Origin of the sequence: Aquimarina sp. U1-2 (assembly GCF_017897595.1) — a bacterium.
In the GTDB taxonomy this organism is placed as follows: Bacteria; Bacteroidota; Bacteroidia; order Flavobacteriales; family Flavobacteriaceae; genus Aquimarina.
In genome coordinates this window covers 105,475-119,871 of sequence record NZ_JAGKIK010000005.1, presented here as the reverse complement: position 1 = coordinate 119,871, position 14,397 = coordinate 105,475, and the positions used below count along the sequence as shown (strand labels likewise).

9 protein-coding genes are annotated in these 14,397 nt (G+C 36.1%); 1 reads left to right on the top strand and 8 read right to left on the bottom strand.

Features of this window, described 5'->3' with window-relative positions; genetic code table 11:
• Window positions 1–15: 15 nt before the first annotated feature.
• The 6 genes from J8281_RS08585 to J8281_RS08560 all read right to left on the bottom strand — a co-directional run bounded on the left by J8281_RS08585 (window position 16) and on the right by J8281_RS08560 (window position 6,660).
• Window positions 16–282, bottom strand: coding sequence for a hypothetical protein (locus J8281_RS08585; RefSeq protein WP_210197202.1), 267 nt, complete (start codon window positions 280–282; stop codon window positions 16–18).
• A 34-nt stretch (window positions 283–316) separates the two neighbouring features.
• Window positions 317–775 (bottom strand): peroxiredoxin, encoded by a 459-nt coding sequence (locus tag J8281_RS08580; protein ID WP_210197201.1) that lies wholly within the window; start codon window positions 773–775, stop codon window positions 317–319.
• Between the two features lie 2 nt (window positions 776–777).
• A complete protein-coding gene (locus J8281_RS08575; protein ID WP_210197200.1) occupies window positions 778–1,188 on the bottom strand; it encodes a 6-carboxytetrahydropterin synthase in 411 nt (136 codons plus the stop codon).
• Window positions 1,185–1,706: an isopentenyl-diphosphate Delta-isomerase gene (gene idi, locus J8281_RS08570; protein WP_210197199.1), complete on the bottom strand. Its 522-nt coding sequence runs from the start codon at window positions 1,704–1,706 to the stop codon at window positions 1,185–1,187. Before idi ends, J8281_RS08575 begins: the two co-directional genes overlap by 4 nt.
• Window positions 1,707–2,409: 703 nt before the next feature.
• Window positions 2,410–3,366: a type IX secretion system membrane protein PorP/SprF gene (locus J8281_RS08565; protein WP_210197198.1), complete on the bottom strand. Its 957-nt coding sequence runs from the start codon at window positions 3,364–3,366 to the stop codon at window positions 2,410–2,412.
• Window positions 3,367–3,429: 63 nt separating this feature from the next.
• Window positions 3,430–6,660 carry a hypothetical protein gene (locus tag J8281_RS08560; RefSeq protein ID WP_210197197.1) on the bottom strand — a complete coding sequence of 1,077 codons (3,231 nt, stop codon included), beginning with the start codon at window positions 6,658–6,660 and terminating at the stop codon, window positions 3,430–3,432.
• A 1,155-nt stretch (window positions 6,661–7,815) separates the two neighbouring features.
• Here J8281_RS08560 and J8281_RS08555 point away from each other — a divergent pair.
• On the top strand, window positions 7,816–9,402 hold the full coding sequence (locus tag J8281_RS08555) for a peptide chain release factor 3 (RefSeq protein ID WP_210197196.1): 1,587 nt from the start codon (window positions 7,816–7,818) through the stop codon (window positions 9,400–9,402).
• Between the two features lie 108 nt (window positions 9,403–9,510).
• On the opposite strand, the gene J8281_RS08550 is transcribed toward J8281_RS08555, so the two are convergent.
• On the bottom strand, window positions 9,511–9,825 hold the full coding sequence (locus J8281_RS08550) for a DUF3467 domain-containing protein (protein ID WP_210197195.1): 315 nt from the start codon (window positions 9,823–9,825) through the stop codon (window positions 9,511–9,513).
• Between the two features lie 244 nt (window positions 9,826–10,069).
• Complete coding sequence (gene rpoC / locus J8281_RS08545; RefSeq protein WP_210197194.1) at window positions 10,070–14,371, bottom strand: DNA-directed RNA polymerase subunit beta'; 4,302 nt, start codon at window positions 14,369–14,371, stop codon at window positions 10,070–10,072.
• Window positions 14,372–14,397: the final 26 nt, after the last annotated feature.

The following is a 14,397-nucleotide window of genomic DNA, read 5'->3' as shown; positions in this document are numbered from 1 at the left end:
AAAAGTGTATAAAAACTATAATGCATTTACTTTAGCCACCAAAGATTCAGCCGTTTTTTCTAAGTCTTTACGAATTGCTTTAAAGTGTGTCGACGGATTTTCTACCTGTCGAGCATTAACTCTTTCAATAAGCTCATCAAATGATTGGATTGCTTCATCTATGATTGCTTCTCCGGCTTTAGTATCTTTTTTAGGGTTATGAAGTTCCCAAACATACACCTCTTCTATAATATCTCCTAATACGTAGTTTATATCTTTTTTAAGATCTCTCTTATTTGCCATATCAAATTTGTTTTAAAATTAATTGTTTTTACAGTTAGATAGCTAATTGTTTTACTTTGGCCAAAGCTTTGTGCAAGTGTTTTGAAGCATTGATACTATTAAATTTTAGCTGAACAATGCCTTCTTTATCAATTACAAAAGTTTCTCTACCCGGCAATAACCCAAATAATTCAGGCTTAACTCCAAAAAGTTTGCGCAATTTTCCTTTATGATCAGACAAGAAAATAAAGGGCAATCTATATCTGTTCTTAAATTTAAAGTGTGAAGCAGAGGTATCAGAACTTATGGCAATTACTTCAGCTCCCAAAGACTTAAATTCTTCGTAGTTATCTCTAAAATCGCAAGCTTCTTTTGTACATCCAGGTGTGAAATTTTTGGGATAAAAATAGATAACAACCGGTTTCTCTCCGATAATCTGAGTGCTTACAAAAGGGTTTCCCTGATCATCGATAGCTTCAAATTTTGATACTTGATCTCCAATTTCTAATGCCATGTCTAAGCTCCGTTATATATTACAAAATTGCGAGGTGTTTCGTACAATGTGATTTCAATATCATATTTCTTGTCCAACTTTGCTCGTAACCGATTCCATATGACAACCGCTATGTTTTCTGCGGTTGGATTAAGGGTTGCGAACTCACTTACTTCCTCATTTAAGTTTTTGTGATCCATATATTCTTCTACCTCAGTTTTAATATAATCTTTTAAGATTTTTAAATCTATCAGGTATCCCGTTTCCTCGTCGATTTCACCAATTACACCTACAATAAGTTCATAATTGTGACCGTGATATTTAGGATTATTACATTTCCCGAATACTTCTTCATTCTTTTGATGACTCCAATCTTTTCTATATAATCGATGAGCAGCATTAAAATGTGCCTTTCTACAAGCTTTAATCCTCATAATGTTATGTGTGAATAAAATTTTTTAAAAATAATCTTGAACCATTCTGTATAGATATCAGGTTGTTTCAGGATATCTTGTTTTACTTTTTCTACAGGCATCCATTTCCAATCAGCGACTTCGTCAGGATTAATTATGGGATCTTTTTCATAGCTTCCGATAAGCACATGATCAAATTCATGTTCTGTTAATCCATTATCAAATGGCGCTTTGTAGATAAATGAAATCGAATCCTTGAGTGAAGTGACGAACCCCATTTCTTCTTGTAATCTGCGAATACCCGCTTCAATATTACTTTCTCCATCTCGCTGATGACTGCAACAAGTATTCGTCCATAAACCTGGAGAATGATATTTATGATAAGCTCTTTGCTGCAACATTAATTCGTTCTTGTGATTGATCACAAAAACAGAAAATGCACGATGTAATACTGCTTTTTGATGTGCTTCTAGTTTGGGCATTAGACCTATTTGTTCGTCCTTTTCATTAACTAGAATTACTTTTTCTTCTTCTTTCATAGTATATACCTCAAAATTACAAAATCATATAAGCAAATCATAATCTAATACCATTTCTAACTAAAAATTGCGCGCAAAAATCGTAGTATTTTCAAATTGGCATCCTTATCATCTCATATAATAACCCAGCAAAATTAAATCTATTGTGGCTACTCATAAACAAAAGAAGTCTGTTACATCTAGAACTGATGTAAACTTTTTTCAATTTGCTAAAAAAATGTTGTTTTGTAATGTAATGAAGTAAAATTTTACTGGTTAGCACCTTAGCTTCGATACAAAAATTAGATAGTATCATGGGTAACCTGAAAGGGTATAGAAGGCAAGAACGGTAGTCTTAACAAATTTTTATTTGAATATCCACTATACTTCATAAAATTAACTTTAATGTCTGGTCGAGCGCAGTCGAGACCTGATTTAGAGCTCTTTGGATTTACTAACCTCTCGACTACGCTCGAGGAGACAGAGCGATATAATTGATTACGGATATTCATTAATTTTTATAATTAAACCCTCTTTATACATTAGAATTTCGTTATGAGGGTTGAAAATGCCATAAAACCAAGTGTTTTCTAAGTTTCAGCATAGCATCGCTATGGTGAAACTTAAAAATACAACGTAGTGTTTGGTTTTGCAGCAGTTTAAAGCCGTAATAGATTTTCTAATGCATAAAGCGGGTTAAACTCTTACCTTAACTCATATGCCATTAAAAGAAGCGAGGTGTTAACATTCTATTGTACTTCTTAAAAAGTTCGAAGCGTAATAGTACTTCGTAACTTCCGTCATTAAATTGAGTCTGACCCAATGCTGTAGTTTCCCGGTCATAAGCAAAACCAATCATCATCGAATCAGAAATTTGAAATCCTGCCAGTGCACTTACCGCAGCACTCCATCGATATGCGACACCTAAGGTAAGTCGATCATACAGCAAAAAATTAGCCGAAACGTCGACTTGTAATGGTGCTCCAAATACCACTTTACTCAATACAGCAGGTTTAAACTTAACCTCGGTACTGAGGTCAAAAACATGCCCTGCAATTACATAATAATTAATACGCTCTTCGGCAAGAAAACTTACGGCATTGCTATTGCTATTCGTAGCACTTTCATCAAAGTGACTTGTTTCCAAAATATTTGGAGCACTTAATCCCATGTAAAATCTTTCGGCATGATAATAGATACCCACTCCTACATTAGGACTAAATTTATTATCAATATTATTTTCAAATAAGTTATCATTTGAATTGAACTGTCTTAAACGTTGAAAGTCTACATTTAATAAATGACCACCTGCTTTTAATCCAAAACTAAGCTCTCCACTATCTGAAATGGGTATCGTATATGAAAAGTCAATATCCAAATACGTTTCGGCAGTAGGGCCGATCTGATCATTTACTATAGACACTCCTAATCCTACGCGCTCAGTGTTGCCTAAAGGAGTATTAAGCGTCAAGGTTTGTGTTCGAGGTGCTCCCTCTATGCCTACCCACTGGCTTCGATGTAGTCCAGTGATACTCATGACACCACGGCTACCAGCATAAGCAGGATTAATGCTAATAGTATTGTACATATATTGGGTATATTGAGCATCTTGTTGCGCGCTAGCACAAAAACCAAGAAAACCGAAGATACCAAACATAAGTTTACGTAATAGTTTATTCATATTGTTATTTAGATTTGGGGTTACTAAATACCTATGATAGTTTAGGTTTTATTTGTTATAATTTCAATTTCTTCTCACTCTGTATGTTTGTCGTCTATTTGTGACAACGGTATATTTTCTAATCACTAGATTCACTATAGCCGAATCACAATTTCCGGGATTGGCAGATTCACATATTTGATATACTATTTCATAAGTTCCAGGAGTAGTGTTTGCAGGGATAGAAAGCGTTCCATCGGCGTTTAGTACAAGGCCTGTAACACCATCGTTATCTAAAATTGAAGCATTCACTGCGGTATCCGAAAAAGGTACTCCATTAAAGGTATCATTGTCGAAAATCCTAGCTGTTGTTCCTCCCGCAACTGCATTTACTGGCGCTGCAGCAAAATTATCATCAACAGCATCTAGATTTCTAAAGAATTGTCTATTACAGTTAATGAAAATTACATTATCTTCAAAAAATATGGTTCTTCCGCCAGAATTTAAAGTAAATGAATCCACTTGGTTTCCATCGGGTGACCCATCTGCTATTCTAATTTCTGTATCTCCTGTAAAAGGACTGTAGTATATTACCCTACCAGAGTCGACGGCCACACTTCTATTACGGGGCCCAACAAAAGGGGTGTTTCTCAAATTGAGAGCAGCATTCCCTGTTTCCCAGACTTCAGTCGTACCATTATTGCTATTGTACAATACCGTAGTATTTCCTTCTGATGAAATTTGATCAAATCCCGGTGCTCTCGATACCACTGTTCCTATTTGAGTTACGGTAGTCCCATTGGTCTCAAACAATGATAAATTTCCAGAAATCCCGTCATATAACGTTATTCGAGGTGTCCCGTTATTATCTTCAATCCCAGCCAAAGAGCCTAGGCTAGTAGTAAAAGAATCGAATAAAGTTCCGTAAGGTGCTGTGGTGCCCGATAAACTATACACACCAACATCACCGGTAGTACCATCGTAAATAACAGCAAAATTATCTTCGGTTGCAAAACTGGTTCCGCCACTAATAGCATTAAAAGAACCGATTACATTACCATTAATCCCATTTACCAAAGTAATTTCGCCGGTAGACCTATTGTAGTAATAGGCTCGGGTATTATCATTATTGAATAATTGATCGGGTAAAGGATCGGGTACCGTAAATGTGTTTTGTTGATTTCCGTTTTGATCATACCTAATGGTATTAGGGGATAAAGAACAACCTACATCTGCAATAGGGGATTCTACAGCAACTATAGCATCTGCCGTATCGCAATTTGAAGGAGAAGCAGTTTCGCATATTTGATATGTAATGGTATATACTCCTACTGGTGTGGAAGCCGGTATACTAAGAGTTCCATCAGCATTTATCGTAGTCCCACTTAGACCACCATTATTTATTATTGAAGGAGTTACAGTACTACTGGTTACCACCACACCATACAAAGTATCATTAGTATATACAGATGCTGTAGTAGCACTAGTCCCTGTAAGAATTGCGTTATTTTGAAAGTCATCATCAATTGCATTTACATCACAAGCCGTAGTGTCTGTTGCATCAGTTACAGCAGCAGTATTGCCTTGCGGACTTCCCGTTATCGTAGGAACACCATCGGCGTCAACAGTACCCGTTAATCTATCATTACTATCCAGATTTGCCGGAGTAAAAGTTGCAGTTCCCTCTATGGCATCGGCGCAGCCATCACCATCACTATCATTATCCAAATAGTCATAGACACCATCATTGTCGGTATCGCTGGGAATACAATATTTAAAATCACTAATATTAAGGGTAACTGTAGCGCTACCAGAACTTTTTCCGGTTTTGAACTCAATTCTATCTACAGGTTGACCAATGTTTACATTAAAACTACCTTCTTTTGAATTATCTGCATTTCCTGTTACTCCTAAAAACGAAAACGTTCCATTATAATTCACTCGGCTGGGAAAATACACAGAGAAATTATCAGAGTTAAGATTTACTCTATTTAAGCCTAGATATGCTTTGACCTCAACAAAGTCTGAGGTATCCAACCCTCCAAAATCAAACTGTAAATTAGTTACTGGACTATTAAAGGTATACACATATGTGAGCGGAGACGTATTAAAATTTGAATTGACAGACCTAAAATCTACGCCTTGCCCATTACCTCCTACTGCATTTTGTATACGCAATCGATTGTTTGCTGAAGAACCGGTCGCATTTACAGTAATATCCAAGTTAACCGAATTATACACTGCGGTATTGGTAAGACTGGGAGCATAGTTTGTATTTACGGCGTATGACCCAGAGTCTGTCCAATCGGCAATGCCACAATTTAAACCTTCGTCTGTATCTAAAATACCATCATTATCATCATCATCATCATCTACGTTAGGAACCGTATCCATATCTACATCGTTAGAAAATGCTGTGGTCAAACTACCGTCACTATCAAAAAAACCGCCTCCGGGGAATGCATCCATACCTCCTGCAGCGCTAGCTGTATTTGTGGGACTAGTAGTAAAATCAACCGTAGGGGCATCTGCAGGTAATACTACATAGCCATATACTGGCTGATCGGGAGAAATCCCGAGATCAGAAAATCGAACAAAAACTCCTCTTAAGTCCTGAGGGCCACCATTCTGAGCTGGTTTCAGGTTCGCGTCAGCATCCTGTTTCTGAAAAATCACATACCTGAATGTCCTCAAATTAGGACCATAACTTGAGGTGTTTACAGTTAATAATGACGTAAAACCATTAGGCTGCCCTGATCCATCAACACTTGTGATTCCTGCAATCTTAAAGTCATCGTTCCCATCTCTTTCAAAAATGGCAAAGCCGGCATTTGCAGGATTAGGAGTACTAAGAGGTTCACTATTTACATAATCTAACCTTTCTATATTATTTCTTTGTGCGTTTCCTGTGTTGACAAAAGTATTATCAGATCCAATATTCAATCTAAAACTTCTAAACGATTCTTCAATACTACCTGTATATGTTGGTTTTAACTTTCTTAAATTACCTGAAGCAGACTCTCTCTCAAACCACAATATTTGTCGATTGGATTGACCATCAGTAGTACCGTTTCTACGCACGTAAAATCCATCAATTAGTGCCACAGTATTATAAGTAATACCTCCTGCAACTATATTACCATCAATAGTATAATCATTTTCGGTAGTGGTCGTTGTACTAAACTCTAAATCGTATGTAGTCCCTGCGTTATAGTTACCATTGGTACCATTTCCGACTATCGAATAATCATTCGAATTATCATTAACGTCTTTATAACTAGCAGAAATAGAATTAATAGCTATTTGCGAATACATAGAAACTTGGATTAATAAAAATCCAGGCAAAAAAAGCATATATACCCTTTTGCCCAGATAGATTTGGGTAATTTTAAACATATGACGATGTGTTTACATTAGTATTTACGAAAACTAAAGGGGTATGGTTTTCATAAACTATCAATACATACTACAAAAGTTAAAACCTTAACTATTTTATGGTTAAACCGTAATATTAATAGTACAAAACTAAATAATAAAAACTACTTTTAACTTGAATAGTCAAAGTTTTTCAAATATTTTATCGACTAACTGCTTAATTTTATCGATAAATTACACGCTCGCCAAAGTTAATTTATGTTTCTATGTTATATAAAATCTAGGTGTATCTCGTCTATTACCCTACAGTATATCTAGCCCTTTCCATTAATCCATTCGACTCCATTTGGTATAAAATTGATGATAAAAACCTACCGTTCTGGGCTATCCTTAAGGTATGTTGTAAATATATAAAAAATTATTAGTGTTACGGTTTTCCGTAAAAAATTAAAAATGTATCCTCATTTTCTTGCTTTTTTACACATTAAAATCTCAGTTCATATTTGATAATACTGCAATAATAAATGAGCATATGTGTAACCACTCCGTTCTCACATTTATACCATCACGTGACCCTGTTTGTATACGAAAATTTTCTATATGGGGGAGATTAGTACTACAATAATGTTTGGTCACATACTTACTTAGCGTAAACAATAAATAACATAGTTTTGCTATTGAACTGGTTTAAACCACTATATTTACCTGCTACGACAGAAATAACAGAAAAGCATTTAAGTTTAACCGTAGCGGTACTAATACCGAAACTTAGAAAACATTCCCAACACTACATCTCACCCAAAGCAATGCTTTGTCGTACATTTTCAAACCTCATAACGAAATTCTAATACATAAACCGGGTTTAAGTACTATATTTGCATCCTTATCAGAGCAACAGCATATGAAACGAACATTAATAAATTTCAAAAATTACTTCACAGGGTGGAGCGTTAAAAAAATGTTTGGTGAACATTTTTAGCGAACAAGCCAGGTGGAGCGCAGGATTTAAATTTTTTAATGTGAGAGCGTAGCGCTTACATACGTTCTCAATTTTTTAATTATTTCGTTTTCAAACAATTAAAAAGATTTGAACGTATGAAATTTATAGAAGAGATAGGAAGAAGAAGGACCTTTGGGATTATTTCGCATCCTGACGCAGGTAAAACTACACTAACAGAAAAACTTTTATTATTTGGTGGGGCCATACAAGAAGCTGGAGCTGTAAAATCTAACAAAATAAAAAAAGGAGCTACAAGTGATTTTATGGAGATTGAACGCCAACGTGGAATATCTGTAGCTACTTCGGTTCTGGCTTTTGAATATGAACACATAAAAGTTAATATTTTAGATACCCCCGGACATAAGGATTTTGCCGAAGATACATTTAGAACTCTAACTGCCGTAGATAGTGTTATCGTTGTTATTGATGTGGCCAAAGGTGTAGAGGAGCAAACAGAAAAGCTTGTGGCTGTATGTAGAATGCGAAATATCCCCATGATCGTATTTATCAATAAATTAGATCGGGAAGGTAAAGACGCTTTTGAGTTACTCGATGAAGTTGAGCAAAAACTGGGACTTACCGTGACACCCTTAAGTTTTCCTATTGGTATGGGGTATGATTTTAAAGGAATTTATAATCTCTGGGAAAAAAATCTAAACCTGTTTAGCGGAAATAGTCGTAAAAACATTGAAGAAACTATAGAAATTAAAGACCTGTCATCAAAAGAACTTGAAAATGCCATTGGCGACGAATCAGCAGCTACCTTACGCGAAGAAATTGAGTTGGTTGAAGGCATTTATCCTAAATTTGATCAAGAAGCCTATCAAAAAGGATCATTGCAACCTGTATTTTTTGGCTCGGCATTAAACAATTTTGGCGTACGAGAGCTTTTAGATTGTTTTATTACCATCGCGCCACCTCCAAGACCTAAAGAAAGCGATATACGACTGGTAAAACCTGAGGAAAAGGATTTCACCGGATTTGTATTTAAAATCCATGCTAACATGGATCCTAAACATCGCGACAGACTGGCCTTCATCAAAATTGTATCGGGTAAATTTGAAAGAAACGTACCTTACTTACATACCCGGCATGATAAGAAACTAAAATTTTCGAGTCCGAATGCATTTTTTGCCGAGAAAAAAGAAATTGTCGACGTATCGTATCCTGGTGATATTGTAGGTTTACATGATACCGGTAATTTCAAAATTGGTGATACGCTTACACAAGGAGAAATTCTTCATTACAAAGGAATTCCCAGTTTTTCTCCAGAGCATTTTAGATACATCAATAATGCCGATCCCATGAAATCTAAACAACTAGCCAAAGGAATTGATCAATTAATGGACGAGGGAGTTGCTCAATTATTTACGCTAGAACTTAACGGAAGAAAAGTAATCGGTACTGTTGGTGCGCTTCAATACGAAGTTATTCAATATCGTTTAGAACATGAATACGGAGCGAAATGTACCTATGAAAATCTAAATGTACATAAGGCTTGTTGGGTAGACCCAGAAGATGAAAATAATGATGAATTTAAAGAATTTAAACGTGTAAAAAGTAAGTTTTTAGCAAAAGACAAACAAGAACAGTTGGTTTTTCTAGCAGATTCATCTTTTAGTTTGCAAATGACACAACAAAAATATCCTAGTATCAAATTCCATTTTACATCAGAATTTTAAAGTGAAAGTGGTATGACTAAATTGGTATCACCAAAAAGCAAAAAATCCGATGAGAGATAAATACACACTTCATCGGATTGTATATTTTTATTCACTACTCAAAAATGATTATGCCTCTCCGGTAGGTCCGAAATTCATAGGAATAGGCGGTTGATCATAATCCTTAATTTCGCCATGCGCATTCTCAAAGCGATTTACATTGTCGTGAAGCGCTTTTAGTAATCTTTTGGCATGCTGCGGAGTTAATATAATTCTGCTTTTCACCTTACTTTTGGGTCGGCCTGGCATAATATTTACAAAATCTACGACAAACTCTGAAACGGAATGATTAATAATCGCAAGATTGCTGTATATTCCATCAGCAATGGCTTCGTCTAATTCAATATTAATCTGATTCTGATTTTTATTTTTTTGATCTGACATGCTATGTATCCTATTAGTATGTAATGTACTACCAAAGCGCATATATAAAAAGAGACTAAAAAAGATGCAATGCTGCTATCTTTTCTTCTAAAAGACTTCAAAATTTGAGTAAAATCTTACCTCTAGAAGCTTTTTGTAACGAAGTAGAAGATGATATGAATAAGCAGATTGACCTATTTTTATGATCATTTTGGTAGTAAACTACAAAAAGAAAAGCCTGCCTAAGCAGGCAGGCTTTCTAATTTTAATTATAATTTACTTCTTGTCGCTGTTCCATTCTATCCTCAAATTCTTCTTTAGAACCTACGATAATGCTTTCATAATCTCTCATTCCTGTACCTGCTGGTATTCTATGTCCAACAATTACATTTTCTTTAAGACCTTCAAGCGTATCTACCTTACCACTTACTGCAGCTTCGTTAAGTACTTTAGTAGTTTCCTGGAAAGAGGCCGCAGAAATAAATGACTTAGTTTGTAACGAAGCTCGAGTTATACCCTGAAGTATAGGAGTCGCCGTAGCAGGAGATGCATCTCTTGCTGTAACTAAGTTTTTATCATCCCTACGCAAGACAGAATTTTCGTCTCTAAGATCACGAGGAGAAACAATTTGTCCTGGTTTTAAGTTTTCACTATCACCAGCATCTTCTACTACTTTCATTCCAAAAATAGCATCATTTTCTTCAATAAAGTCAGACTTGTGTACCAGTTGATTTTCTAAGAAAATAGTATCACCCGGATCTTGTATTCGAACTTTACGCATCATCTGTCTTACGACAACCTCAAAGTGCTTATCATTGATCTTTACCCCTTGTAGACGGTAAACTTCTTGCACTTCGTTAACTAGGTATTGCTGTACAGCAGATGGCCCTTTAATTTTCAAGATATCTTCTGGAGTGATAGATCCATCAGACAAAGGCATTCCGGCACGCACATAATCATTTTCCTGAACAAGAATCTGATTTGACAGTTTAACCAAATATTTTTTAATTTCTCCTATTCTTGATTCAACGATGATTTCGCGATTACCTCTTTTAATCTTACCAAAGGATACAACACCGTCGATCTCACTTACTACGGCAGGATTAGACGGATTACGAGCTTCGAATAATTCAGTTACTCTTGGCAGACCACCGGTAATATCACCTGCTTTGGCAGATTTACGAGGAATTTTAACCAACACTTTACCTACACCTATCTTATCACTATCATCTACCATAAGATGCGCACCTACAGGAAGGTTATAAGATCGTAATACTTCATCTCCTTTACCCATCACTAAAAGCGTAGGGATCTTTTTCTTATCTCTTGATTCAGAAATTACTTTTTCCTGGAAACCAGTTTGTTCATCAATTTCTACTTGATAAGTGATTCCTTGTTCTATATTCTCATATTGAACCTTACCAGCAAATTCTGAGATAATTACACCATTATAAGGATCCCATTGACAAATTACCTGATCTTTTTCTAAGGTTTCACCGTCTTTAATAAACAATTGAGAACCGTAAGGAATAAGGTTAGTACTTAAAACAATCTTAGTTTTAGGATCGATTAATTTCACCTCAGAAGTTCTAGAAATAACCACGTCGATTTCTTTTCCTTCAGCATCTTCACCCTTAACCGTTTTGAGCTCTTCTATTTCAGCTTTACCAGCGAATTTGGATCGTAATTGATTTTCTTCAGAAATATTACCTGCGATACCCCCTACGTGAAAGGTACGTAACGTAAGCTGTGTACCAGGCTCACCAATAGATTGCGCTGCAACTACTCCTACAGCCTCACCTCGTTGTACCGTTTTTCCGGTAGCAAGATTACGACCATAACACTTCACACAAATCCCTTTTTTAGCCTCACATGTAAGTGCAGAGCGTACTTCTACAGATTCTACCGGAGAATCTTCTATGATTTTTGCTGTAGCTTCGTCAATTTCAACCCCTGCTTCTACCAAAACTTCTTGAGTAAGTGGGTTCACTACGTCTTGCAGTGAAGTTCTACCTACTATTCTGGCAGCGAGACCTTCGATGATTTCTTCATTTTTCTTTAATGGAAAAACTTCAACACCACGTAAAGTACCACAATCTTCAATATTAACAATAACATCCTGAGCTACATCGACCAAACGACGTGTCAAATACCCGGCATCCGCTGTTTTGAGGGCAGTATCTGCAAGACCTTTTCGCGCTCCGTGAGTAGAGATAAAGTATTCAAGAATTGATAATCCCTCTTTAAAGTTAGATAAAATTGGGTTTTCGATGATTTCACCTCCGGCAGAACTTGCTTTTTTCGGTTTTGCCATTAATCCACGCATCCCTGTCAACTGGCGAATCTGCTCTTTTGAGCCCCTTGCACCAGAATCAAGCATCATGTATACGGAATTGAATCCTTGTTGATCTTCTCTAATACGTTTCATCGATAACTCTGTGAGTTCAGCATTCGTAGACGTCCAAATATCAATAACCTGGTTATAACGTTCGTTATTCGTAATAAGACCCATGTTATAGTTGGCTACAATATTATCTACCTGCGAATTCGCATCGGCAATCATGGTATGCTTTTCTTTAGGAATAATAATATCACCCAAACTGAATGACAAACCACCTCTGAAAGCAAAATTATATCCTAATGTTTTAATCTCATCAAGGAATGCTGCCGTTTCAGGAACACTGGTTACTTTAAGAATACCACCAATAATATCGCGAAGCGATTTTTTGGTTAATACCTCATTAATATACCCTGCACGTTCTGGAACTTTTTCATTAAAAAGAACCCTACCTGTAGTAGTCTCAATAATCTGGTTCACCAACTCGCCATCTTCGTTAAAGTCTTTTGTACGAACCTTAATATTGGCATTAATATCTAGTCTCTTCTCGTTATATGCGATAACTACTTCTTCAGGAGAATAGAATGTTAAATCTTCACCTTTGATTTCTAATTCTGGAGTAGATCTTCTAGACTTCGTCATATAATAAAGACCTAGTACCATATCCTGTGAAGGTACAGTTACTGGTGAACCATTAGCGGGATTCAAGATATTATGTGATGCCAGCATTAACAGCTGAGCTTCTAGAATAGCTTCTGGTCCTAATGGCAAATGTACTGCCATTTGATCTCCATCAAAATCTGCATTAAATGCCGTACAAACCAGTGGGTGCAATTGAATTGCTTTACCTTCAATAAGTTTAGGCTGAAATGCTTGTATTCCTAAACGGTGAAGTGTTGGAGCCCGGTTTAATAATACCGGATGTCCTTTAAGAACATTTTCTAAGATATCCCAAACCACAGGCTCTTTTCTATCGATAATTTTCTTGGCAGATTTTACTGTTTTTACAATACCACGTTCTATCAATTTTCTGATCACGAAAGGTTTGTAAAGTTCTGCTGCCATATTTTTAGGAAGACCACATTCAAAGAGTTTCAATTCTGGTCCAACAACAATTACCGAACGTGCAGAATAATCAACACGTTTACCTAATAAGTTCTGACGAAAACGTCCCTGCTTTCCTTTTAAAGAATCTGATAACGATTTTAAAGGTCGGTTTGAATCTGTTTTTACAGCAGACGCTTTACGTGTATTATCAAATAGAGAGTCTACAGACTCTTGAAGCATACGTTTTTCATTACGTAAGATTACTTCTGGAGCTTTGATTTCCATCAAACGCTTCAAACGATTATTTCGAATAATAACACGTCGATAAAGGTCATTTAAGTCTGAAGTAGCAAAACGACCTCCATCCAATGGTACTAACGGACGTAATTCTGGCGGAATTACCGGTACTACCTTCAAGATCATCCATTCTGGACGATTTTCACGGTTTTTATTCGCATCACGGAAAGACTCTACTACCTGAAGTCTTTTTAACGCTTCAGTTTTACGTTGCTTAGAAGTCTCATTATTTGCCTTATGTCTCAGTTCGTAAGAAAGTGCATCCAGATCAATTCTTCGTAAGATCTCGATAAGACACTCTGCTCCCATTTTAGCGATAAATTTATTTGGATCATTATCATCCAAATACAAATTCTCTTGTGGAAGACTATCTAAAATATTCAGATACTCTTCTTCTGTAAGGAAATCCATTTTTTGCACCGGTTCACCTTCTTCATTTTTGGCAATACCCGGTTGAATGACTACGTAACGTTCGTAGTAAATGATCATGTCTAATTTTTTAGACGGAAGACCTAATAAATATCCTATTTTGTTGGGTAACGAACGGAAATACCAGATATGAGCCACAGGAACGACCAAGTTGATATGACCAACACGATCCCTTCGCACTTTCTTTTCAGTTACTTCTACACCACATCGATCACAAACAATACCTTTGTATCGAATTCTTTTATATTTACCACAAGCACACTCAAAGTCCTTTACAGGTCCAAAAATACGCTCGCAAAACAAACCATCACGTTCAGGTTTGTGTGTACGATAATTAATAGTTTCAGGTTTCAATACTTCTCCGTTAGAAACCGCCAAAATAGATTCTGGAGAGGCCAAACCGATAGAGATTTTATCAAATCTCTTTACTGTATTCTTATCATTATTTCTTGCCATAATATATGGTTGCTAAAGAATTATTG